The sequence below is a fragment of the Leptolyngbya sp. BC1307 genome (assembly GCF_002286735.1).
In the GTDB taxonomy this organism is placed as follows: Bacteria; Cyanobacteriota; Cyanobacteriia; order Phormidesmidales; family Phormidesmidaceae; genus Phormidesmis.
Genome location: NZ_NRTA01000003.1, coordinates 184,479 through 207,803, shown reverse-complemented (window position 1 = coordinate 207,803; position 23,325 = coordinate 184,479). Strand labels below are relative to the sequence as shown.

The 23,325-nt window shown below is 54.6% G+C and carries 19 protein-coding genes; 15 read left to right on the top strand and 4 right to left on the bottom strand.

Going from position 1 to position 23,325, the window contains the following annotated elements; translation table 11 throughout:
* Positions 1 to 431: 431 nt before the first annotated feature.
* The 7 genes from hisIE to CKL79_RS03420 all read left to right on the top strand — a co-directional run bounded on the left by hisIE (position 432) and on the right by CKL79_RS03420 (position 9,528).
* Complete coding sequence (gene hisIE / locus CKL79_RS03450; RefSeq protein WP_121968180.1) at positions 432 to 1,067, top strand: bifunctional phosphoribosyl-AMP cyclohydrolase/phosphoribosyl-ATP diphosphatase HisIE; 636 nt, start codon at positions 432 to 434, stop codon at positions 1,065 to 1,067.
* 56 nt (positions 1,068 to 1,123) lie between these two features.
* Complete coding sequence (gene ligA / locus CKL79_RS03445) at positions 1,124 to 3,178, top strand: NAD-dependent DNA ligase LigA (protein ID WP_121968179.1); 2,055 nt, start codon at positions 1,124 to 1,126, stop codon at positions 3,176 to 3,178.
* A 69-nt stretch (positions 3,179 to 3,247) separates the two neighbouring features.
* Positions 3,248 to 5,158 carry an alpha/beta hydrolase gene (locus tag CKL79_RS03440; RefSeq protein ID WP_121968178.1) on the top strand — a complete coding sequence of 637 codons (1,911 nt, stop codon included), beginning with the start codon at positions 3,248 to 3,250 and terminating at the stop codon, positions 5,156 to 5,158.
* Entirely contained in the window at positions 5,155 to 6,153 is a 999-nt protein-coding gene (truB, locus tag CKL79_RS03435) for a tRNA pseudouridine(55) synthase TruB (protein WP_121968177.1), read from the top strand. Before CKL79_RS03440 ends, truB begins: the two co-directional genes overlap by 4 nt.
* Positions 6,154 to 6,259: 106 nt before the next feature.
* Positions 6,260 to 6,376, top strand: a complete 117-nt coding sequence (locus CKL79_RS03430) for a photosystem II reaction center protein I (protein WP_121968176.1) — start codon at positions 6,260 to 6,262, stop codon at positions 6,374 to 6,376.
* A 184-nt stretch (positions 6,377 to 6,560) separates the two neighbouring features.
* Positions 6,561 to 8,699, top strand: a complete 2,139-nt coding sequence (locus CKL79_RS03425; protein WP_121968175.1) for a DUF3769 domain-containing protein — start codon at positions 6,561 to 6,563, stop codon at positions 8,697 to 8,699.
* 223 nt (positions 8,700 to 8,922) lie between these two features.
* Positions 8,923 to 9,528 (top strand): hypothetical protein, encoded by a 606-nt coding sequence (locus tag CKL79_RS03420; protein ID WP_121968174.1) that lies wholly within the window; start codon positions 8,923 to 8,925, stop codon positions 9,526 to 9,528.
* Positions 9,529 to 9,585: 57 nt separating this feature from the next.
* Here the strand turns inward: CKL79_RS03420 and CKL79_RS03415 are convergent, their stop codons facing one another.
* Positions 9,586 to 10,149 carry a phycobiliprotein lyase gene (locus CKL79_RS03415; protein ID WP_121968173.1) on the bottom strand — a complete coding sequence of 188 codons (564 nt, stop codon included), beginning with the start codon at positions 10,147 to 10,149 and terminating at the stop codon, positions 9,586 to 9,588.
* Between the two features lie 204 nt (positions 10,150 to 10,353).
* On the opposite strand from CKL79_RS03415, the gene hemE reads away from it, so the two are divergent.
* The 5 genes from hemE to CKL79_RS03390 all read left to right on the top strand — a co-directional run bounded on the left by hemE (position 10,354) and on the right by CKL79_RS03390 (position 16,542).
* Entirely contained in the window at positions 10,354 to 11,418 is a 1,065-nt protein-coding gene (hemE, locus tag CKL79_RS03410; protein WP_121968172.1) for a uroporphyrinogen decarboxylase, read from the top strand.
* Positions 11,419 to 11,542: 124 nt separating this feature from the next.
* The gene (locus tag CKL79_RS03405; protein WP_121968171.1) at positions 11,543 to 12,496 is read left to right on the top strand and encodes an NAD(P)-dependent oxidoreductase; all 954 of its coding nucleotides are present in this window, start codon (positions 11,543 to 11,545) and stop codon (positions 12,494 to 12,496) included.
* Between the two features lie 87 nt (positions 12,497 to 12,583).
* Positions 12,584 to 13,786 (top strand): Holliday junction branch migration DNA helicase RuvB, encoded by a 1,203-nt coding sequence (gene ruvB, locus CKL79_RS03400; RefSeq protein WP_121968170.1) that lies wholly within the window; start codon positions 12,584 to 12,586, stop codon positions 13,784 to 13,786.
* Between the two features lie 143 nt (positions 13,787 to 13,929).
* Complete coding sequence (locus CKL79_RS03395; protein ID WP_240518623.1) at positions 13,930 to 14,718, top strand: tetratricopeptide repeat protein; 789 nt, start codon at positions 13,930 to 13,932, stop codon at positions 14,716 to 14,718.
* A gap of 447 nt (positions 14,719 to 15,165) precedes the next feature.
* Entirely contained in the window at positions 15,166 to 16,542 is a 1,377-nt protein-coding gene (locus CKL79_RS03390; protein WP_121968168.1) for a diguanylate cyclase, read from the top strand.
* A 24-nt stretch (positions 16,543 to 16,566) separates the two neighbouring features.
* Here the strand turns inward: CKL79_RS03390 and CKL79_RS03385 are convergent, their stop codons facing one another.
* The 3 genes from CKL79_RS03385 to CKL79_RS03375 all read right to left on the bottom strand — a co-directional run bounded on the left by CKL79_RS03385 (position 16,567) and on the right by CKL79_RS03375 (position 20,148).
* Complete coding sequence (locus CKL79_RS03385) at positions 16,567 to 16,950, bottom strand: hypothetical protein (protein WP_121968167.1); 384 nt, start codon at positions 16,948 to 16,950, stop codon at positions 16,567 to 16,569.
* A gap of 128 nt (positions 16,951 to 17,078) precedes the next feature.
* Positions 17,079 to 17,810: a triose-phosphate isomerase gene (gene tpiA / locus CKL79_RS03380; protein ID WP_121968166.1), complete on the bottom strand. Its 732-nt coding sequence runs from the start codon at positions 17,808 to 17,810 to the stop codon at positions 17,079 to 17,081.
* 184 nt (positions 17,811 to 17,994) lie between these two features.
* Positions 17,995 to 20,148, bottom strand: coding sequence for a polyribonucleotide nucleotidyltransferase (locus CKL79_RS03375; protein WP_121968165.1), 2,154 nt, complete (start codon positions 20,146 to 20,148; stop codon positions 17,995 to 17,997).
* Positions 20,149 to 20,583: 435 nt separating this feature from the next.
* Between CKL79_RS03375 and CKL79_RS03370 the strand changes: the two genes are divergently transcribed.
* The 3 genes from CKL79_RS03370 (at position 20,584) to CKL79_RS03360 (ending at position 23,255) form a co-directional block, all read left to right on the top strand.
* The gene (locus CKL79_RS03370; RefSeq protein WP_121968164.1) at positions 20,584 to 21,594 is read left to right on the top strand and encodes an NAD-dependent epimerase; all 1,011 of its coding nucleotides are present in this window, start codon (positions 20,584 to 20,586) and stop codon (positions 21,592 to 21,594) included.
* A gap of 131 nt (positions 21,595 to 21,725) precedes the next feature.
* Entirely contained in the window at positions 21,726 to 21,980 is a 255-nt protein-coding gene (locus tag CKL79_RS03365; RefSeq protein ID WP_121968163.1) for a hypothetical protein, read from the top strand.
* A 63-nt stretch (positions 21,981 to 22,043) separates the two neighbouring features.
* Positions 22,044 to 23,255, top strand: coding sequence for an MltA domain-containing protein (locus CKL79_RS03360; protein ID WP_240518621.1), 1,212 nt, complete (start codon positions 22,044 to 22,046; stop codon positions 23,253 to 23,255).
* The last annotated feature ends 70 nt before the right edge of the window (positions 23,256 to 23,325 follow it).

Below are 23,325 nucleotides of genomic sequence, written 5' to 3'. Positions count from 1 at the left end.
CTTTTCATTCTTCTGTTACAACAGATTTCTCGCCCTTTGACCACTCATCGTTACTTTCCTCAATAATGCTACTTACCAGCGGTTATTGAGCTATTGCCACGAATCTAGCTTTCTTAATCACTAAGTATCTGCTAGATTAACTTTTTTAGCCTATTTCACCTTATGGGCGTACTTAATACTGCAAGCCTACAACCTATTTTACTGACTACCATTAGCAAAGTTTAGCGATCTCGCGGGAAGTCAATGATAGGAAGAGCGAGGGGAATGCACTACTCAGGCTAGGAGCAGCTCAGTGAAAGCTGGCACGATATCCAGAGTCTTTGACCAATAATAGAGTAGCGCTTCAGATGTTTTAAAAGATCGGCGCACGGCAAGAACTCGATAGGTCGTAGCATAGAGATGGCAAAATCACAGACCTTACGTCCCGGCTCATGACTCCTGCTTCTCAAACGATTCCTGTCGACAAAATTCGCTATAACGACCAGGGGCTGGTGCCAGCGATCGCCCAAGACTACCTAGACGGCACCGTCCTCATGCTGGCCTGGATGAACGCCGACGCTCTGCAAAAAACGCGGGAGACCGGCGAGGTCTGGTACTGGAGCCGATCGCGTCAGGAACTCTGGCACAAAGGCGCGACCTCCGGCCATATTCAAAAAGTGCGTGGTCTGCGCTACGACTGCGATAGCGATGCCCTGCTAGTGACCGTTGAGCAAGTCGGCGATATAGCCTGCCATACCGGAGAGCGCAGCTGCTTTCATCAGGTGAATGGAGATCAAATTGCACCGCCGCCCGCCGATACGCTTTCTCAGGTATATGGGGTGATCTGCGATCGCAAAGCCAACCCCCAACCCGACTCCTACACCAACAAACTCTTCGCAGGCGGCGACAATAAAATTCTCCAAAAAATCGGCGAAGAAGCGGTAGAAGTCGTCATGGCCTGCAAAGACGACGAGCCCGATGAAATCGCCGGAGAAGTCGCCGACCTGCTCTATCACACGCTAGTCGCCCTGGCCCATCACGACGTTGACCTGAAAGCGGTCTATCGCAAACTGCAATCAAGACGTTAGAGGTGGCTCATAAACAGGTAAAAGATTACACGTTCGATTAGTACATGTAAACTACTATGAGTCAGCAGGCCAAAGAACAAGCCAGAGAACGGGCCAGAGAACGGGCCAAAGAACTGCGATCGCAGCTGCAAAAAGCCAGCTACGCCTACTACGTGCTCGACGCGCCCGACCTGCCCGACTCCGTATACGACCGGCTCTACCGCGAGCTGCAAGATCTAGAGACGCAGCATCCCGAGCTGCTCACGCCCGACAGCCCCACCCAGCGGATAGGAGCCCCCGTCGAGCAGTTCAATTCGGTGCGCCACAATATTCCGCTCTACAGCCTGGAAAATGCTTTTGATAGTGATGAATATTTAGGATGGCAAGCCCGCTGGCAGCGCTTAGAGCCAGACGTAGGAGAAGCGCCAGCAGTCGCCGAGCTGAAAATTGACGGCAATGCGCTAGCCCTCACTTACGAAGATGGCTTGCTGGTTCGTGGCGTCACCCGAGGCGACGGCATCGCAGGCGAAGATATTACACCCAATGTCCGTACCATTCGCACCATTCCGCTGCGGCTGCACATGGCCCCCGGCGAATCGCCGCCCCCAGTCGTCGAGATACGCGGCGAGGCGTTTTTGCCGCTCGATGTCTTTGCTGAAATTAATCAAGCCCGCGCGGCTGAAGGGACGGCGCTCTTTGCTAATCCGCGCAATGCGGCGGCGGGTACGCTGCGTCAGCTCGATGCCAGGGTAGTGGCTGAGCGTCGGCTCGATTTTTTTGCTTACACGCTGCTCATGCCTGAGGGCACGGGTGATGTGACGCCGCCTGTCGATCAGTGGGGCGCGTTGGAATGCTTGCAGTCTTTGGGCTTTCGGGTGAATCCGCATCGGCAGCTCTGCGCCTCAGCCGCCGCCGTGTCGGACTACTATCAGCAGTGGGATGAAAAGCGCCACGATTTGGCCTATCTCACCGATGGAGTGGTCGTTAAGCTCAACAGCTTTGAACTGCAAGATCGGTTGGGCTTTACTAATAAGTTTCCGCGCTGGGCGATCGCTCTCAAATACCCCGCCGAAGAACTGCCCACTATTTTAGAAAACGTCACGGTACAGGTCGGTCGTACCGGTGCCATTACCCCCGTCGCTGAACTGCGTCCGGTACAGCTTGCAGGCACCACGGTCACTCGGGCCACCCTCCACAACGCCGACCGACTGGCCGAACTGGACCTGCATTTGGGCGATACGGTGATTGTGCGTAAGGCTGGCGAAATCATTCCCGAAGTGGTGCGAGTGCTGAGCGAACTCAGGCCAGACAACGCCCAGCTCTATCGTCTCCCCTCTACCTGTCCGGTCTGCGGTCAGCCGGTGGTCAAACCCGAGGGAGAGGCCGTCACTCGCTGCGTTAACGGGTCTTGTCCGGCCATTTTGCAGGGGTCGCTGCGTCACTGGGCCAGTCGCGATGCGATGGATATTAGCGGGCTGGGCGATCGCTGGGTGCAGCAGTGGATTGAGCAGGGCATGGTGAAATCGGTTGCCGATCTGTATGCGCTAACGGTTGACGATTTGCTGCCTTTAGAGCGCATGGGTCAGCAGCTAGCGACTAAGTTGATTGGGGCGATCGCCGATTCCAAGCAGCGACCCTGGCCCAAGGTGCTCTACGGCTTGGGCATTCGACTGGTAGGCAGTACCAACGCCCAGCTTTTGGCCGATAACTTTCCCTCAGCAGCGGCGCTTTCTCAGGCAGAAGAAGAGGCGATCGCTCAAATCTACGGCATCGGCCCTGAAATTGCCCAGTCGGTGCGTCAGTGGTTTCAAGTACCCGCCAACCAAAGTCTAATAGAGCGACTCGAATCAGCCGGTCTTCAGCTCAAATCGACCCAACAGGCTGTCAGCAGTCAGTCTCAACCTTTGTCAGGTAAAAGTTTTGTCTTAACAGGCACCTTGCCAACCCTGAAGCGTTCTGAAGCCAAAAGCCGGATTGAGGCAGCAGGCGGTAGAGTAAGCGGTTCTGTCAGCAGTAAAACAAATTACGTCGTCATTGGAGAAAATGCCGGTTCTAAGCAAGCTAAAGCAGAAGAACTAGGCATCGCCCAGCTCACGGAGGCAGATCTTTTGGCCCTGTTGGCGTCGGCTTGAGGGCTGGCGTCTCAGGTGAACGGGGATCGGTTCCATTAATCCTTTGGGGTGCCTGTTAAGGCACGAACGTTGCCCTATGATGATGGCTGTGAAAACTCAGTGGCACAGATGACGGGTCAGTCTGAACGGATAAAACGCTGGCAGTGGGGAATTGGACTGGGGCTAGTGCAGTTGATAATCGCCCTTTCTCCGCCATTGACTCGGCTCAGTCATGCCGCTGAGCGCATTACCTTTTCAATCGGTGCGACCATTGAGCGCTCCATTTCAGTTGACTCATTAGAAATCTATATTAAAGAGGGTCGCGTTACTGAGGAGCTAGCCCCCTATCTTTCTTTTATAGAAGGAATGGAGGGCATGGATCCTGATGTGCTAGAGCAGGTGCGCAGCCTGCTTTCTCAGAGGGCTGACCTGGATGTGACCACAGTGGCTCAGTTTGCCTATACGCCTCAGGGTGAATATTTGCTGGAGCAGGCCGGAGAGGTTTTCCGCACAGGGGCCAGACTGCCAGGTGGTAAAGGGCTCCGGGGCGCGGCGATCGTAGCGGCGGCGGATCAGGCGGAAGGGCTGACGTTTATTAACGTCATTCGGCACTTCCCGACGCCAGTACTGCGCATCGATCTGCGTCGGGGATTGGCGATCGCCGCTCAGGCCAGCGCTGCGGTCAACCAGTCAAACCAAGCCCTGAACTTAGTCGAGCAGATCTCTTTGCAAGGCGCAACAGTGCCCTTTCCCCCCGGGACATCTGCCGCTGAACTCAACCAGCTAGTATCTCGGCCTGGCCCCTTTCAGGTCAGGCGGCTGTCAAGACGGGTAAAAGCCAGTGTCGAACCGGTCGATATTTACCTGCCTGAGTCGCCAGCTTTCTCTGCCAAATCGCAACCGTTGCCGGATGGTACCAAACAAGGGGGGGCGCGCCGCCCAGCCGTCGTGATTTCTCATGGATTGGGGAGCGATCGCTCTACCTACGCTTACCTGGCTCAGTTTTTAGCCGCTCACGGATTTGCGGTGATCAATGTAGAGCATCCGGGCAGCAGCGCCAACCAGCTAAACGCGCTGATCTCAGGGCGTACCAATCAGGTTGTGCCAGATGAGGAATTTATCAATCGGCCTCTGCTGATTTCTCAAGTGCTAGATAGCCTAGCTAATCAGGCACCTTTTGATAAAAATTTGGACACTATAGACTTCAATAATGTGGGCGTGATTGGCCAGTCGTTTGGCGGCTACACCGCCTTTGCCGTCGCGGGCGCTCCCCTTAACCTGGCGTTGTTAAGAAGTACCTGCCCGCCAGAATTTAGCATTGATATTTCGCTGCTGCTGCAGTGCCAGGCCACCGAGATCGCCTCGCCCAACCAGGCAAACCTAAACTTTAAAGATCCGCGCATTAAGGCGGTAGTCGCCATCAACCCAATTACCAGCGCAGTTTTTGGCCCAGAGAGTCTGGGGCAGGTCGATGTTCCGGTGTTGATGATTGCGGGTAGTGCGGACACGGTTGCCCCGGCGCTGCCTGAGCAAATTCTTCCTTTTACCTGGCTGACTAAGCGCGATCGCTATTTGCTCGTTATGGAGGGTGCGACTCACTTCTCTACTATCGGCATTACGGGCAATGAAACCTTTGATCTGCCTTCTGCAATTGTTGGCCCAGCTCCGGCGATCGCGCAGCGCTACACCCAGGCCATGAGCCTGGCCTTCTTAGGCGTATATCTCAAGGGCGAAAGCCGCTACCAGCCGATTCTCAGTAGCGCCTTCACGACCCGCTTTAGCCGCCCAGAAATGCCGCTCAGCCTGATTTCTAACCTCACACTTAATCAGCTAGAAACCGCGCTCCAGGCGACAGCCGGCACCGACCAGCAGCTCAACTCGTCAATCCAGCAAGCTCTCGATGCTGCGATAGAAGCAGAAACCGCAGAGACAGAAGCCGCTCGCCGCTCGCCACCTACCCACGATTCTGTGGCAGATGATCGCCCGACAACGAACCCATGACCAGTGGATTTATCAATCTAAACAAGCCCCTTAGTTGGACTTCTCACGACTGCGTGGCGCGCCTACGCGGCCTATTGAACACCAGAAAAGTCGGTCATGGCGGCACTCTCGATCCGCTAGCAACGGGTGTGCTACCGGTAGCAGTCGGTAAAGCTACCCGGCTGCTGCAATATCTCCCCACTGGCAAGACCTATCAGGCGGTGGTTCGCTTTGGAGTGACGACAACCACTGACGACTTAGAAGGCGATGTCCTCACTCAGCAGTCTGCTGCTCACCTCCAGCTATCGGCAGTCGCCGCCGTCTTACCACAGTTTGTCGGCACTCAGAGGCAGACACCGCCGATGTATAGCGCCATCCAGGTTCAAGGCAAGCGGCTGTACGACCTAGCCCGTCAGGGTAAATCGGCAGACGTGCCTGTCCGGCAGATCACGATTTATCAGTTGACCAGTCAGGCATGGCGCACCGGTGAGCAGCCAGAGCTGACAGTGAGGGTCAACTGCGGGCCAGGCACTTACATTCGCTCGCTGGCCCGCGACCTGGGAGAAGCGATGGGCACGGGTGCTACCTTAGCCGGGCTGGTGCGCACTCACAGCAATGGCTTTGACCTGGCAGAGAGTATGACCCTGCCTGAATTAGAGACGGCGATCGCTCAAGCAACCTTTATGCCCCTACCTGCAGAGAAAGCGGTCAGGCATCTAGCAGCGATCGCCCTACCGCCAGAGCTGGCTCGTCGCTGGCGCATGGGCCAAAAGCTAGCCCTCAGTCAGATCAGTGATAGCGGTGTCAAGCTAGATCAGCTACCCAAGTCGCCCGGCTCACCGTTTCAGGTGATTGATGCTGCCACGACAGACTTTCTAGGAATGGGTGAAATTCGCTTAGTGCCGCCTTTAGATTCCTACTCAGAGGCTGCGCCAACGTCTGCACAGTCAGCCTCTGAGTCAGTGAGCCTCAGCCCGATTTTAGTGGCGAAGATGGTGTTTTTACCGATTAGTTGACTGGCAGATCGGGCGTGCTGGGACAACGAACCTCTCAACTTCAGCGGGGCAGCGGTAAAGAGTGCGATATGATAAAAAAATCTCTTAATCGCGTTTGGGCATAAAAATGGTAACGCTTAAAATTGTCGTCTATCTTACGGTTGCTTTCTTTGTCGGTCTCTTTATCTTTGGTTTCTTGAGTGGAGACCCGGCTCGCAACCCCAGCGGCAGAGATTTCGACTAAGCATCACTTCAGGTAAGCATCACTCGGCTCTGTGGTTGCGCTACTTGCTGGGAGTACTTTAGCTCCAGTGCTTTAAAGGTATGCCAGATTTATCAGGCCAGCCCGCTCTGTCGGGCTGTCTTTTTGTGTGTTGATGGATTCGATTCGTACATTGATTGGTCTAGTGGGGGGTCAGTAGCAGCGCGTGGTCTACTTTGACTTGCCCCCTCAGCCGCCTGCTGTCGAAGTGGTTGAGCCGGTGCCGGTGGCCTCAATTCATCCGTTGCTAGCGCCGCTGTTGAGAAACTCAGCCGCTGACCAGCGGCTGAGTCAGGCTGAAACAGAGCTGCCGACGTTACCCCCAGCAGCTCCCCCCGGCGATCGCCCTACCGAACCAGCCAGCGAGCCTGGCTCAGCGCCGCCCATTGCAGAACCGGAGCCAATCGAGGGGCCGGTACGCATAGAAATAGAAGCAGAAGACGAGCTAACGCCCGAAGAGTTAGCCAATCAGCTACAGCTGACGGCAGACTACCAGGAGTACGACCCGATCGCGCAAACGATCACTGCCCGAGGCAACGTCGTCTTAAGGCTAAACGACGCCATTATCGAATCCGATCAGCTCTGGGTAAATTTGGTCAATCGCTATGCGCTCGCTGAAGGCGATGTGCTGCTGACGAGAGGATCTCAGATCATCAGAGGCAGCCGGGCAGAATATAGCTTTATTCAGCAGTCTGGCGCGGTCAGTGATGCAGCCGGAACGCTCTATTTACCAGATGTCGGTACGGATCTGGCCTCTCCTTTAGAAGGGCGATCGCCTGCTACCCGCCGTGCCTATGACCCGATCAACCGCAATCCTGGCCTGCAGGTTGGCAGCGATGGCAGCGTTCAAATCAGTACCACGCCCGGTGCGAGACCGACCGGTGCAAACGAAGGCGCAATTCAGCAACTGCGCTTTGAAACCGATCAGCTAGCTTTTGATGTAGAAGGCTACCGGGCAGAAGGCGTCAGGATTACGAACGATCCGTTTTCGCCCCCCGAGCTAGAGCTACGCGCCGACAGCCTGCTATTGCGCAACATCTCGGCTACGCAAGATGAGCTATTGCTCAAGCGCCCGCGCCTGGTTTTTGACCAGGGGTTTTCTTTGCCTTTGCTACGGTCACGTCTGCTGCTCAGTCGAGGTACGGTCAACCCTGAAGACCTTAGCCCGGTGCCAGCGCAGGCAGGGATAGACGGAAGCGATCGCGGCGGTTTCTTCTTAGGGCGCAAAATTCCGCTGGTTAGAAACGAGCGAGTACGGCTGTCGGTAACGCCGCAGTTCTTCATTGCTCAAGCCCTTAGCAGTGAGAGCAGTTCGCCTATAGACCCTGATAACTTTGGGGTGTCGGCAGATCTCAGCGCTCAGCTCTCACCTCGGACAACCCTTCGAGGCAGCGCCGACCTTACCAGCCTTGACTTCTTAAATATCACCGAAAAGCTCCGAACCAATATTCGCGCTGAGCAGCTCATTGGCGATCATCGTCTGGCCCTGCAGTACAGCTACCGAGAGCGGCTGTTTAATGGGTCTCTAGGGTTTCAAGATGTGCAGTATAGCTTAGGCACAGTCCTACTTTCTCCCGAGGTAATCTTGGGTGACAATGGCCCCCGGCTGACCTATCAGGCCAGCGCTCAATTGATTAATGCTGAGAGCGATCGCACCGACCTGCTACTCGCTAGCGGGTCTGACACAGGCCGCGTTACCCTGGGTCGCTATCAGGCCAGCGCCGCTCTCAGCCAAGGCTTTAACCTGTGGCGCGGTGAACCTAAGCCCGCTACCCAGACCGAAGGTTTACGCTTTACCCCCCAGCCCTTGGTTCCCTACCTCAACTTAAACACGGGGCTCAGGACTACGGGCACCTACTACAGCAGCGGTGATTTTCAAGACAGTCTGATTGCTGAAGTGGGCATAGAGGGTCAGCTAGGTCACTTTGCCCGTAACTTTGGCGACTACACTCGCTTTAATGTGAGCTATGCGCAATCATTTATCGGTGGGGCCGATTCTCCCTTTTTATTCGACCGCGAGATTGATCGCAGAATTCTTTCTCTGGGTCTGACCCAGCAAATTTATGGGCCTTTCTTAGCGGGTTTTCAAACCGCCCTGAGCCTGAACAGAGGCCGCACCATTGACACTATCTACACGCTGGAATACAGCCGCCGCACTTATGGCATACTGCTGCGCTACGATACCACTCAAAACACGGGCGCTATTGGCTTTCGCCTGAGTAACTTTAGCTGGGTGGGCGATACTGACCCGTTTGATAGCCCGCGCATTCGACAGGTAGAGAGCGGCGTCATTGAATCTCCTTGAGATCTGAATAACTGCTGTGGCGATCGCTCCCAGCCTAGCCCAAAATCACCGTAACAAATAGTTGCAGATCGTACGGTTCGGTATTATCACCGACGGAAAAATTAAGGGTGAGGTGCTATGGATAAGTATTGACGTACTTTAACCCATTCCCTAGCGATCGCCTTGAGGGTAGGCGTCCAGCCAGCCATATCGGCCAGGTATATCGATAAATGGGTTGCAAATCATGACTCCAGCGACATTCTCTACGTCAGTAGAGGCGCAGCAAGCCGCCGCCTTACTCGAAGGCTACTGTTTTGAATTAGGTCACCACGATGCGCGGCAGTGGGTCTCACTGTGGCTAGAGTTCTATCGTCCTCATTGGATTCGCGACGCCGTCGTTGAGGCGCTTTACCAGGGACGCTATAAGTCCATATCAGTACGGCAAATTTTAGAGCTGTGGTATCGCCGGGGCCAGCCCATTCGCCACGTCACTCACGACTTTGAAGCCGCCATCTGCCGGGAATTTGGTGGGGTAAAGCTAGTCCCAATGGATCTGGATACCCTCACTCCCTTGCAGCGCCATCAGCCGAGCCTCACCAAAAATAAGTCATCGACGGCGGTTTCTTTTGATCTCTCGGCGGCATCATCTGACAGCAGTCTATCAGCCTTACCCACTCCCCCAGATCCCGCTGCAAAAGTAGAGTCCGTATCAGAGTCTCTACCCGATCCCAACGAACAGCAGTTTAGCAGCGTGCTCTATGGGTCTACCCCAGGCATTCAGCCCTTTAAGCCTGCCCTGCCGTTTTCGGCGCAGACCCTCCGGCTGGCCAAGCGAAAAGCGCTGGTATAGTTTTGCTGGCAGCCACTCTGAAGACGTTAATCCTTGCTGTAGCTGAGCTCTGAGCCGCTATGACGGTTGGGGCGGCTTTACCCCCAGGCGAATCTCTGAGCAAAATGAGGCAATGCGCATACCGTTTGCCAGTTCGGTCATACCGGTACGCATTCGCAGATTGTCGTTGATGAACCACAGCCGCTCTTCGGAGCGAGCCTCGCTGCTGTCGCTGATGATGGTCAGAACTTCATCTTCCAGCTTGTAGGTACTCTGACTTTCTGCGCCACTGCGTAAGACAGTGCCGCCTTGAGAGTCATCTGATGCGCTGTCTTTAAGGCCAGGCTGAGGCTTTAGCAGGACGAGTAGGGTGGTCGAGGTTTTGGGCTGGCTGTCCCCTTCAATCGTGCTGCTCTGGTGAACGCGCAGTCCGCACAGGGGGGCGGCTAGAGGCGTAGCTGAGTCTGTGACAGCCTCGGCGTGCGTCTGGTAAAGCTGTTGCACTTCGGCTGCGTCTGCTGCTAAAAAATCGACTTCTAGATCTGACTTACCGGCTTTGGACTGCTGGGTTGAGAGGGCGTGGGTGGTGCGCTGAGAAAACCATCGCCCGGCTAGTTTTTCAAAAAAGTTCACAATTTCCATATCGCTTCTGTTGGGCCGCTGCAAATCAGTCTGCAGTTCTTTACTTGCTTTAATTTTACGCCTAAGCCGGTACCCGATGGGGGCAGCAAAGCTGACCCAAATATCTGTCTATCCCTGCCTAAGCGCTTGTCTCCGGGTGCTGCGCAACTCAGCAAATGGTAAGCTAACCAAGGAAAATAATACAGAAATTAAGAGCTTTCTCTCATGACCGGATCTAACCAAGCCCCGCTTTTACTACGGGCAGCCCAGGGCCAATCTGTTGAGCGGCCACCGGTTTGGATGATGAGACAGGCCGGTCGCTACATGAAGGCCTACCGGGATCTCAGAGAGAAGTATCCTTCGTTTCGCGATCGCTCCGAAATCCCCGAAGTCGCCATCGAAGTTTCTTTGCAGCCCTGGAAAGCCTTTCAACCCGACGGTGTAATCCTATTCTCTGACATTGTCACGCCGCTGCCCGGCATGGGCGTCGCGATGGATGTCGCCGAAGGCAAAGGCCCCATCATCGACTCGCCTATTCGCTCTCAGGAGCAAATCGATGCGCTGACAACGCTAAACCCCGATGAGTCGATGCCTTACATCCGCAAAATTTTAGGGGCGCTGCGCGAAGAAGTGGGTAATCAATCTACCGTACTGGGCTTCGTCGGTGCGCCCTGGACATTAGCCGCCTACATAGTCGAAGGCAAAGGCTCTAAGACTTATTCTGTGATTAAGAACATGGCCTTCACGCAGCCCAAAATGCTGCACAGCCTGCTGAGTAAAATCGCTGACAATATCGCTATTTATGTGCGCCACCAAATTGACTGCGGCGCGCAGGTGGTGCAGCTATTCGACTCTTGGGCCGGTCAGCTCAGCCCCCAAGACTACAAGACGTTTGCTCTGCCCTACCAGCAGCAAATTGTCCGCCAGGTAAGGCAGACTCATCCCGATACGCCGTTGATTTTGCTGGTGAGCGGCAGCGCGGGCGTGCTAGAGCTGATGGGCGAGTCGGGCGTGGATATTATCAGCGTAGACTGGTCGGTCGATATGGCCGATGCGCGTCGCCGACTAGGGCCGAACATGATGGTGCAGGGCAATGTCGATCCGGGTGTGCTGTTTGGCTCTAAGGAAGTGATTCGCGATCGCATCATCGACACCGTTCGCAAAGCGGGCAGCAAAGGCCACATCCTCAATCTGGGCCACGGCATTTTGCCCGGTACGCCAGAAGAAAATGGCGCTTACTTCTTTGAAGCTGGCAAGCAGGTGAACGAATTTTTAGCTGCCACAGTGTAGGACAGTGTCACTAAGAAGGGCAGAGATTTAGAGCGGTCATGTCAGTCATACAGTTGGCCCAGGGTGTGCCCATGCTCTGGGCTTTTCCATGTCAAAATGACCTAGCTTTCGTTAGGAGATCAACATGCGTATCTTCATTACCGGTGCCAGCGGCTGCATTGGCCATTATCTGGTCGAAACGCTAATCGAAAATACCGACCACGAGCTGTTTTTGATGATGCGCAACCCGGCCAAGCTACAGGTGCCCACTGACCAAAGGGCGGGGGTGCATGTGCTCACAGCCGATCTGCGCGAAGTTGGCCAGTTTGCCGATCTGCTCAAAACCATGGACACGGCTATCTTAGTGGCGACTTCCTGGGGCGATCCGCAAGAGAGCTATGAAATCAATGTGGAGAAAACGCTGGAGACAATGTCACTGCTCGACCCTGAGCGCTGTCAGCAGGTGATTTATTTCTCGACGGCCAGCATTTTAGACAGAGACAATACGCCGCTTAAAGAAGCTGGAGAGATTGGTACTGACTATGTGCGCACCAAATACATTTGCCACGAAAAGATGAAGGGATTGGCGATCGCTCCCAAAGTTACCACCGTATTCCCCACCCTGGTCTTTGGCGGCAGCGACACCAAACCCTACTCCCATATCTCTGGCGGCCTGAGCGAAGTTGCCAAATACATCGGCATTATTCGCTTTCTTTCCGCTGACGGCAGCCTGCACTTCATCCACGCCAAAGACATTGCCGAAGTGGTGCGTCATTTGGTAGATCATCCGCCTGGCCCCAAAGACGCCAGAGAAATCGTGATTGGCAACCCTGCCAAAACTGCCGACGAAGTGGTCGAAGAAATCACCGCCTATCTAGGCAAACGCCTATATTTTCGCGTTCCCCTCTCCGCCGGTTTAGCCAACGTAGTGATCAAAATCTTCAACATTCGCATGGCCGAGTGGGATCGGTTTTGTATGGACTACCGCCACTTTACTTACGAAAACCCGGTAACCCCTTCCAAGTTTGGGCTATCTGATAGCTACCCGACTGTGCAAGACGTGTTTCGTTCAGCTGGGGTAGTACCGCCTGAAGTTTAATGGCTCGCATGGCTCGCATGGCTCGGATGGTTCGCATGTGAGGGGCTGCTATAGTACATTTGTCTAATAGCTTCGCGGCGCGGCCCTATGGCAATCATCTCCTCCAAACCCTCTGCTGCTGACGACGGCACTCCCAAAGCGGCTCAGTCACGGCGCAGCGCCTCTTCAGAATCTCGACCGTCTCAACCGGATGCCGAACGTGCCCCGGCCAAAACAGATCTGCTGAAAGGTGAGGCCAAACCCCCCGAGCTATCGCGCAACGAAGAAGGGCTCAGACCCGTCGCCATTAATGATTACATTGGTCAAAAAGCTTTAAAGGAAGTTCTCAGCATCGCCATTCAGGCAGCTAAGTCGCGTCAGGAGCCGCTAGATCACCTGCTGCTCTACGGCCCGCCAGGGCTGGGAAAAACCACCATGGCGCTGATTTTGGCTCAGGAGATGGAAGTAGACTGCAAAATCACGACGGCCCCTGCTCTAGAGCGGCCTCGCGACATTGCCGGACTCTTGGTGAATCTTAAAGCGGGTGACGTATTATTTATCGATGAGATTCACCGGCTCTCGCGAGTGACTGAAGAAATTTTGTACCCGGCAATGGAAGATGCGCGGCTAGATATCACGATTGGCAAAGGGCAGAGCGCTCGCACTCGTAGCATTCCCCTGCAGCCGTTTACGCTGGTAGGGGCAACGACTCGGGTGGGGGCACTATCTTCGCCTTTGCGCGATCGCTTCGGCCTGGTACAGCGTCTGCGCTTCTATGAAATTGACGAGCTGACCCAGATAGTCCTGCGCACTGCTGACGTGCTCAAAACAGACGTAGTCTTTACCGGCGCTGAAGAAATTGCACGGCGGGCCAGAGGTACGCCTCGAATTGCCAACCGGCTGCTAAAACGGGTACGCGACTACGTTCAGGTGAAGAAACTGGGGGCAATTGATCAGGCGATCGCTGCCGAAGCCTTAGAACTATTTAATGTAGACCCTTGCGGACTCGACTGGACAGACCGCAGGTTGCTGACGCTGATGATCGAAAATTTCAACGGTGGGCCGGTCGGTCTAGATACCATGGCCGCCTCTACCGGCGAAGATTCGCAGACCATTGAAGAAGTCTATGAGCCCTATCTGCTGCAAATTGGCTACTTACAGCGCACGCCTAGAGGTCGCGTTGTCACCCCTGCTGCCTGCCGTCATCTGGGCTATGCGGTGCCTCACAATCGTTTTTTTATGCCCGATGCGCCGCTGTTTAATCTGATGAGTCCGTCAGATTCGTCAGAGAGCCCGGCTGCTGCCGAGTAAGGATCTTGCCTGACAGGTTTGCCTTTGACCGACGAAAGCGTCATGCTGACTCTAGAGAGCGTCATAGAGGCAAAAAAATGCGTGGCATAGTGAGGTGGGCGATCGCAGCCTTTTTAGGGATTCTTCTTGGCCTGGGATATCCTTTGACTGGACCACTAAGCCCCAGTTTCGCCGGACCTAGTCTAGCTGGGGAGCTTACTCACGACTATTCGGAGCTGAGCAGCCAAGCCATAGAGACGATCAGGAATCTGCGCAAGGCGGCTTTTGAAGCGACTCGAAGCGGCCAATTTGCTCAAGCCGAAAGCCAGTGGTCAGCGCTAGTTGAGCAGCTCCCTGAAGAAGCAGCCGTCTGGAGCAATCGGGGCAACGTGCGCGTGCGCCAAAACGACTTAGATGGGGCGATGGCTGACTACACGCAGGCAATTGCCCTCGCGCCCGACCAACCTGATCCCTATCTCAACCGAGGGGCATTGTGGGAAGCGATGGGCCAGTGGGACAAAGCGATCGCTGACTACAACCGGCTGCTGCGCCTTGATCCCGATGACCCGGCAGCTTATAACAACCGGGGCAATGCTGAAGCGGGGGCGGGTGAATGGGAGCTGGCGATCGCTGACTATCAAGCAGCGATTACCCTTCAGCCCAGCTTTTCATTAGCCTATGGCAACTACGCGCTAGCGCTCTACCAAACTGGCGAAACTCAGTCCGCCCTGCAGCTGATGAAGAGCCTGGTCCGCAAGTATCCAAATTTCGCGGATATGCGTGCCGCCCTGACCGCCGCTCTCTGGGAGCAGGGTCAGCGCGGCGAAGCCGAAAGCAACTGGGTCGCCGTTGTCGGTCTAGACGGTCGATATAAAGATCTCAACTGGGTTAAAAATATCAGGCGCTGGCCTCCCAAAATGGTGACCGCACTCGACCACTTTTTGACGCTGTAGAGATGCTATAGAAACGCTATAGTCAGCACTCCCAAATTTTCCATGCTGCTGAACTTCTATGTCCTGTATTTTACGTCCTGCAACAGAGTTCATCCTGAAGAGAAAAGTCTAAACTTATACCTCTATATTTTCTCTGCTTTTGATATAGTGCTCTTTTAAAAAGTATTAGGAGATGCACGGATCTATCCGAATACGGAGCGAGCTAGGATAGCTAGACTTCTGAGTATCTACGCTATGCGACAGTACTTTAGTCGATTCAATCCCAGCAAATCAATTAATCCGGCCTCTACTGAGACCATCTGGTTTAAAGGTTGAGGAGCGAGCCTCAGCTATAGACACTGCGTAATTCGCCCGACTCTCACCTCTCACTCGCCGCCTAGAAATGATCTTGCGACTTATGCTTTGGCTGGCAGCCATAGGGCCAATAATCCTACGGCTGACACTCATTTGAACTACACTAATCAGCCTGAAGACGGCTTAACCGATCCGTCCGTACAGATTCAGCAGCTACAGCAGCAGCTCCGCCAGCAGCGACGCCTGCGTCGGGTAGAGCAAAAGCTACGTAGCTCGCTCAATCTGGCGACTGTTTTTGGGATCACAGTCATAGAAACGGCAGCCTTGCTCAAAGCTGAGCAGGTAAGTTTATTACGCTTTCACGCGCAGACTCAAAGCTGGCAGTCAGTCGCTCAGTATTGTCAAAACCAGGCGCTGGCCTGGCAGCGGACATTTGCTATTGCTCAGGCCGAGTTCCCTCAAATAGGCGAGCAGCTACAGCAGGGAAAATCACTGTGTCTCTTCACTCATGAAAAGGCGTGTCCAGACCTCGCTGCCGAAATAAAACGGTGGGTCAAGCGCTGTCCAGAACACCGTCTACTGATACCGATTCAATGTAAACGGCAAATCGACCACTCAATTAATGCGGAGCGAGGGACTATATGGGCCAAATCTGATGCTCATAGACTGTCGCAGTCAGTCGCGAGATCAGCCGATCATGATAAAACCTTTTCGGCTGGCCCGATCGCTGTCAAAGAGCCCAAAGATGAACATTGGGGTGTGATGGCGATCGCCTTTCCCACCTTAGCAACGCAGCAGCCCCTGACAATACCTATAGACCAGGCGATCGCCACTGCCCAAAGTATTGCCTCAGAGCTGGCAATGGCGATGGGGCAATGTCAGCAATATCAAGAGTTGCTGATCGCCAATCGAGAATTGCAGCAGCTAGCGCTCGAAGACGGTCTCACCCGCCTCGCCAATCGCCGCTGCTTTGATGAGCAGCTTGCCGATGAATGGCAGCGCCTGGCGCGAGAACAGCAGCCGCTATCGCTAATCCTGTGCGACCTTGACCATTTCAAGCGCTACAACGATACCTTCGGTCATCCCGCTGGCGATCGCTGTCTAATTCGAGTGGCAAGAGCCCTATTAAACGGGCCTCAGCGACCGGCTGATCTGGTGGCTCGCTACGGCGGTGAAGAGTTCGCCATTGTCTTGCCTAATACCGACAGCTATGGGGCCTGGCGCATTGCCCAGAAGATTCATCGCAATATTCGTGCGCTGAAGATAGCTCATGCTCCTGACCATGAAGCAGCCTATCTCACTGTGACGATGGGCCTTTCTACGATGGTGCCTGATCACGAAAGCGGCGTCCAGGTATTAATCAAGGCAGCTGATATAGCGCTCTACCACGCTAAACAGCAGGGGCGCAATCGCACGTACGTCAGTGGGCGGTACAATACAGTCAATTCTGCGACGGCGGCTCAGAACACCTCCGATAGCGGGTTGCCGCTGGCGATCGTCCCACCCGCAGATACGGCTCCCTCGCCCTAGCAGCCTCCGAGTCCCTTGCGCAGATCACTTCGTAGACTCAGTTTCGCAGGCGAGCACTCTGACATTATCAAAGCTGCTTTTGAGCTGGTCGAAGCGCTCGGGATTAGCCTCTCCAGATGTTTTCATTCGGTCAAATTCGGCAGGAGACGGCAACCGCTCACGCACCTCCGCGCCCAGATCGCTGACAATCACCACTTGCGCTAGCTGAATGTTTTTGCGCTGATGGGCCTGGTAGAGCGCACTGTAGCGATCGCTCACCTGCTGCCACCCTTCAGCATTGCAGGCACTGCGATCAATCAGCACGGTGACTTGAGCGATCGTAAACAACCGCCCTACAGCGATTCCAACAACCAAAAAGCCCAACCAGCCTAAGCCCACAGTCCACAGTAAAGAACGATTTAAATCCACTGGCAAATGCTTTCTCTTGGCTAGCTGTCTTTATCTGACTTCTGCCTACTGACTCCTGCCCACTGGCTCCTGCCTACCAATATCTGTCCAACACGCAGTGCCAACATCCACCTAATCTCTGAGCCAACTCAACGCTGCTGATAGCCTGCTAACTGCGCAAAACTATCAGCCTCCAGACTCGCACCGCCCACCAGCGCCCCATCAATCTCACTTTGAGCCATAATTTCATCCACGTTAGCGGGCTTAACCGACCCGCCATACTGAATAGAAACTTCCGAATTACTGAGCTGAGCGCGAATCAGCCCAATCACCCGATTAGCTTCTTCAGCCGCACAGGTCTCGCCCGTCCCAATGGCCCAGATCGGCTCATAGGCAATCACCAAATTATATTGATTGATGTCAGCGATCGCGCCCTCTATCTGAGCAGTGATGACCGCTTCTGTTTCATTCGCATCGCGCTGCTGTTTGGTCTCACCCACACACAAAATCGGCGTCAGGCCAGCAGCTTGAGCGGCTTTTAGCCGGGCATTGACGGTGGCATCGGTTTCGCCAAAGTACTGTCGCCGCTCGCTGTGGCCAACCACCACGTAGCGAATCCCGATTTCCTGAAGCATCGGCCCGGAGATTTCGCCCGTATATGCGCCTGACTTTTCCCAGTGAATATTTTGAGCGCCAACTTTGACCCGGCTACCCTTGAGCTTGTTTGCCATCAGATCAAGGGTGGTAAAAGGAGCGCAGAGCACCAGCTCTCTGTCATCAGGTACCCCGTCGAGTTGAGGCATCAACTGTTGCACAAACGCCGAGGCTTCGGCCTGGGTTTTGTGCATTTTCCAATTACCGGCAATTACAACTTTTCGCACGAGTTCTCTTAGTTAGGCGCAGCATCCTGCATCGTACAGGTAAACCCTGACCTCAGGCAATGAAAGTGCAAAGCCTATCCCTCTCAGCAGCAACATTTGACAGGCAATTTTGATCGAAGAAAGGCGCACCGCTGGGGCACGCCTTTCTTTCTACAGATTGAATCTGGGTCTAGTCAGATTTGCCTTACTCAGCAACACCCGCCGCAGACTTTGCTTTTTCAGCTTCGTCAGGGTGAATGCCCAAACGAGTCAGGTTGACGCGCCCGCGATTGTCAATCTCGCGCACTTTGACCAGCACTTCGTCATCCACATTGACCTCGTCTTCTACCTTATTGACGCGGTAGTCAGCGAGCTGAGAGATGTGAACCATGCCTTCTTTGCCGGGCATAAATTCGACAAACGCGCCAATCGGAATCACACGAGTGACTTTACCCATATACACGTTGCCTGCTTCAGCGACGTGGGTAATCCCTTCGATCATCTTCTGCGCCTGCTTAGCCTTGTCAGAGTCGATGGCCGAAATCGTCACGATGCCGTCATCTTGAATATCGACTTTGGCTCCTGTCTTTTCGGTAATGGCTTTAATCTGCTTACCGCCTGGGCCGATCACCATCCCGATCTGGTCGGGGTTGATCTGCATGGTGAGCAAGCGCGGCGCGTAGGGTGAGACCTCAACGCGAGGCTTGTCGATGGCCTCCAGCATCTTTTCTAAAATATGCAGACGCGCCGGACGTGCTTGATTGATCGCATCGCTAATGACAGCCATTGGCAGGCCAGTGATCTTCATATCCATTTGCAGGGCAGTGATACCGCTGTCGGTACCCGCGACCTTGAAGTCCATGTCGCCCAAGAAGTCTTCAATGCCCTGAATGTCAGTGAGAATGCGCACCTCATCGCCCTCACGAATCAAGCCCATGGCCGCGCCGCTAACCGGCTGAGTAATCGGTACGCCTGCATCCATCAGAGACAGCGTAGAGCCGCAAACTGAACCCATCGAAGTTGATCCATTCGATGAGAGCACCTCGGAAACCACCCGGATGATATAGGGAAAGTCTTCTTGAGAGGGCAGTACAGGGATAAGCGCGCGTTCTGCAAGTGCGCCGTGGCCAATTTCTCGGCGACCGGGCGATCGCATAGGCCGAGTTTCACCCACCGAATACGGCGGAAAATTGTAATGGTGCAGATACTTCTTATCGTCACTAGGATGCAGATCGTCCATCATCTGCGCGTCACCCGGCGTCCCTAAAGTCGTAATCGACAGCACCTGAGTCAGGCCCCGCTGAAAGAGGCCAGTGCCGTGAACCCGCTTGGGCAAAATGCCCGTTTGACAGGTGATTTTGCGCACCTGGTCGAGCTTACGACCATCGACGCGCATGCCTTCTTCTAAGATTTGGGCGCGCATTAGCTTTTTGGTCAGGTTCTTGAATGACTTGCCCAGCGCCTTTTTGTTCTCACTGACGGCTACTCGAACGGCATTGTCTTCTTCTAGCGCTTTAATTTCTTCGGCAATTTCGGCTTTGATGGAGTCGAGTTTGTCGTCTCGCTCAGCCTTAGTCTGCTCAAACTGCTTGAGTACCGCCTGAATGGGTGCGGTCGCGCGATCGCTCAAAAAGCTCTCCAGCGTCTCATCGACCACAGGCGCAGGCTCGGTTGGCCGCTTTAGACCCAGCTCTTCCACCAGGTCTAGCTGCGCCTGAATCAGGTCGCGAACCACTTCATACCCAAAATCAATCGCTTCAATAATGTCTTGCTCCGGCAGCTGATTGGCCCCGGCTTCGACCATGATCACGCCATCGGGAGAGCCCGCCACGATCAGATCCAGGTCACCCGCTTCAATTTCTGCGTAGGTGGGGTTGATGATAAAATCGTCACCGACTAGGCCCACGCGCACAGCCGCCATCGGGCCATAGAAAGGAAGTTCGGCTAGCAGCACGGCAATCGATGCGCCGGTTGCTGCAAGTACGTCAGGCGGGACATCTTCATCCATTGAGATCGTGGTCGCTACAATCTGGATGTCATCGCGAATCCATTGGGGAAACAGGGGGCGCATGGGCCGGTCAATCAGACGGCTGGTGAGCGTTGCCCGCTCAGGCGGACGGCCTTCTCGCCGTAAAAAGCCACCGGGAATGCGACCTGCCGCGTAGAGACGCTCTTCGTAGTCAACCAGCAAAGGCAAAAAGTCGATGCCTTCTCTGCCAGAAGATCGCGTAGCTGTCACCAACACAGCCGTATCGCCAGAACTTACAAGTACCGAGCCACCAGCTTGGGGCGCTAACAGGCCCACCTTAAGCTGAATGTCCCGGCCGTCGATGGAAATCGACTTATCAATTTCTTGCATTGAGGAGTCCTTACTCTTTTTAGTTTTCTCATTTTGTGCTTTGGCAATCGTATCACTGATGACGAAGCCTTGTGTAATCGGTTAGAAAAGTCGGTTTTACAGGGTTTTAGCCGCTGAGTGAGGCAGTGAGGGGCAGGCGTCAGTGAGGGGTAGGCTGAAGGATAAGTGGTCTTAATGATCAGCCTCTAATGGCCGAATGACAGACATTGGGCGTCTTTAAGCAGGGCCGACGCTGACTCAACGCAAATGTTTTGCCCATGCCTCATCTGACTTTGTAAAATCAACATCATTGCCGCATTTCAGGGCGCTATGCTCCCCCCTATGATGTTATCGCTGGGTGCTCGCTGAGTATCAAAGCTAGGCCCGATAGCTACCCTTTTGACTCGCCACCTCTGCATTGCAGAACTGGCTGCCCTATCACTCTACCTAATCACCATGTCAATACTCGTAACCGGTGCTGCTGGGTTCGTTGGCTATTTTTTATCTCTGCGGTTACTAGAATCTGGGGAGCAGGTTTACGGCATTGATAATCTGAATGATTACTACGAGGTGGGGCTGAAGAAAGATCGGCTCGCTCAGCTACAGGCTTTTGACAATTTCACCTTTGAGCAGATGGATGTGGGCGATCGCACCGCCACTGCTCGCCTATTTGCAGACCAGCCGTTTAGCTGCGTCGTCCATTTAGCCGCTCAGGCGGGCGTGCGCTACTCCTTGCAAAACCCGCTGGCCTACGCCGATAGCAACCTGCTGGGCTTTGTGAACATTTTAGAGGGCTGTCGTCATGCCCACCATGTCGCGCATCTGGTGTTTGCCTCCTCTAGCTCGGTCTATGGCCAAAACCGCAAGGTCCCCTTCGCCACCGAAGACCGGGTAGACCATCCGGTCTCGCTATATGCCGCCACCAAAAAGTCTAATGAGCTGATGGCCCATGCCTATAGCCACCTGTACGATCTGCCGGTAACGGGCCTCAGATTTTTTACGGTCTATGGCCCCTGGGGCCGGCCCGATATGGCTTACTTTAAGTTTGTCGATGCGATCGCTCATGGCCGCGCTATCGAAGTCTACAATCACGGCCAGATGAAGCGCGACTTCACTTACATAGACGACATTGTCGAAGGCATTATGCGGGTGATGAAACGGCTACCTGCCAGGCTCAGCAAAGACGAAGCTCTAGCGCAGAACGCCCCCACTGCCGCCCCCTACAAAATCTACAACATTGGCAATCATAGCCCCGTCACCCTGATGGACTTCATCACCACCATCGAGCAGGCGATGGGCAAAACCGCCGAAAAGGTGATGATGCCAATGCAGCCAGGAGATGTGCCTGCTACCTACGCTGACGTGGAAGATCTGATGAACGATGTCGGATTTAAGCCCGAAACGTCTCTCTCGGTGGGCATCCAAAAATTTGTCGATTGGTACCAGAGCTATTACGGCGACGCTTAACGCCCTAGCGCTGTTAAGTCTTGTGGGCTCAGCTCTGCCCGCCGAAATCTATGGAAATCTGAAGGTGAGATGGGAGTTTTGGCATTTATCAACCAATACTAATTTCGTCCTTCTAGAAACCACCTTGTAAGATGCCGAGAACTCCCAGCGAATATATCGTCCATATCGCTTTTGACGGTGGGCATAAAGAAGAAGTGCGGTTCACCACCATTCAAGACTTTCAAAAGTGGTATAGCGATAAGCTTATGCCTAAGGCCACTGCTGAAGAATTTATCAACGTTCCTATTCCGAAGGTCAACCCAGGCGAATATATGGTGATTCGCCCCTCTCGCGTTGCGGCTATTCGCGTAGAGCCCATCTTCAATTCCAGCGTCGAACGGTATTAACGCCGCCATGAGGTTCGCAATCGAAAGGGACTAGAATTCGTAGGGTAGCTTTAGATACTTCCCTTGCGAACCTCTCCTCAAGTTTTGCTCAGTGCCTTTGTGCTCGGTGTTGCGATCGCGCTTACTTCAGCTAGCGTTGGCCGCGCGGCTGATCTGCCTCTCACCCGGCTGACCTGCCCCGATGAGCAGCAAGCCGCCCGCCTGATTGCGCAAGATACTCGCCTGTTTGACCAGCCGGCGATCGCTGGCGCTGAGGGTACGGCTTTAGCGGGCGATCGCTCGGCCCTGCTCACCGCCATTGACAACAGCCTGGCCTATCTCCGGACGCCCGGCTCAGTCACCGCCTACAGCAATTACGCCGTTCCAGGCATCACCTATAGCCGCGTACAGCGTAGCCTGCTCAGATTTCGCACCCTACTGCTACAGAGCGAGTCTGCTGCCGATTTGCAGCAGGCCATTACCGCCGAGTTTGATTTCTATCAGGCGACCGGGCAAGACGAAGCGGGCAGCGTTGCTTTTACTGGCTACTTTGAGCCGACCTACGCTGCGAGCCTGACGCCGACCGCTGAGTACCGCTACCCGATCTATCAGCGTCCGTCTGCGCTCGATCAGTGGCCTGAACCGCACCCTACCCGTCTCGAACTAGAGGGGGCCGACGGCCTACAGAGCGATCAAGGGCCGCTCAGAGGTCTAGCGCTGGCATGGTTGCCCAATCGTCTAGAAGCTTTTTTAACCCAGGTGCAGGGCTCCGCCCGATTAGCGCTTACCGATGGCCGCACCCTATCGGTGGGCTACGATGGCCGCACTAACTATCCCTACAGCAGCATTGGCCGCGCCCTGATTGACGACGGCATCATCGCCGAAGAAGCGCTATCGCTACCGGTCTTGATCGAATACTTTGAGCAAAACCCTGAGGCGCTAGACCAATACCTGCCGCGCAACAATCGCTTTGTCTTCTTCCGAGAGACCCAAGGTGCACCTGCGACTGGCAGCTTAGGGTTTCCGGTAACAGCAGGCCGCTCTATTGCCACCGATAAGTCACTGATGCCACCAGGCGCACTGGCACTCATTCACTTACCGCTACCTCAGCGCATCGATGACGGTACCCTGACGACAACCGCCACCAGCCGATTTGTCTTAGACCAAGACACCGGCGGGGCAATTAAGGGAGCCGGGCGGGTAGATCTCTTTGTCGGAACAGGCGCTGAAGCTGGAGAAGTCGCCGGGCTAATCAATGACACCGGAGCGCTTTATTATCTTCTGCTGAAGGAATAAACTGCCGGCCTATCGGTACCTTTTGCCGACAAGTCCGTATCTTCACACAAGCAATAGAGAAACTTCATGT

What these genes read in the sequence shown, in the direction of transcription:
- hisIE (WP_121968180.1), top strand. Translation starts at nt 432, where the DNA reads ATGACTCCTGCTTCTCAAACGATTCCTGTCGACAAAATTCGCTATAAC.
- ligA (WP_121968179.1), top strand. Translation starts at nt 1,124, where the DNA reads ATGAGTCAGCAGGCCAAAGAACAAGCCAGAGAACGGGCCAGAGAACGG.
- truB (WP_121968177.1), top strand. Translation starts at nt 5,155, where the DNA reads ATGACCAGTGGATTTATCAATCTAAACAAGCCCCTTAGTTGGACTTCT.
- CKL79_RS03430 (WP_121968176.1), top strand. Translation starts at nt 6,260, where the DNA reads ATGGTAACGCTTAAAATTGTCGTCTATCTTACGGTTGCTTTCTTTGTC.
- CKL79_RS03420 (WP_121968174.1), top strand. Translation starts at nt 8,923, where the DNA reads ATGACTCCAGCGACATTCTCTACGTCAGTAGAGGCGCAGCAAGCCGCC.
- CKL79_RS03415 (WP_121968173.1), bottom strand. Translation starts at nt 10,149, where the DNA reads ATGGAAATTGTGAACTTTTTTGAAAAACTAGCCGGGCGATGGTTTTCT.
- hemE (WP_121968172.1), top strand. Translation starts at nt 10,354, where the DNA reads ATGACCGGATCTAACCAAGCCCCGCTTTTACTACGGGCAGCCCAGGGC.
- CKL79_RS03405 (WP_121968171.1), top strand. Translation starts at nt 11,543, where the DNA reads ATGCGTATCTTCATTACCGGTGCCAGCGGCTGCATTGGCCATTATCTG.
- ruvB (WP_121968170.1), top strand. Translation starts at nt 12,584, where the DNA reads ATGGCAATCATCTCCTCCAAACCCTCTGCTGCTGACGACGGCACTCCC.
- CKL79_RS03375 (WP_121968165.1), bottom strand. Translation starts at nt 20,148, where the DNA reads ATGCAAGAAATTGATAAGTCGATTTCCATCGACGGCCGGGACATTCAG.
- CKL79_RS03370 (WP_121968164.1), top strand. Translation starts at nt 20,584, where the DNA reads ATGTCAATACTCGTAACCGGTGCTGCTGGGTTCGTTGGCTATTTTTTA.
- CKL79_RS03365 (WP_121968163.1), top strand. Translation starts at nt 21,726, where the DNA reads ATGCCGAGAACTCCCAGCGAATATATCGTCCATATCGCTTTTGACGGT.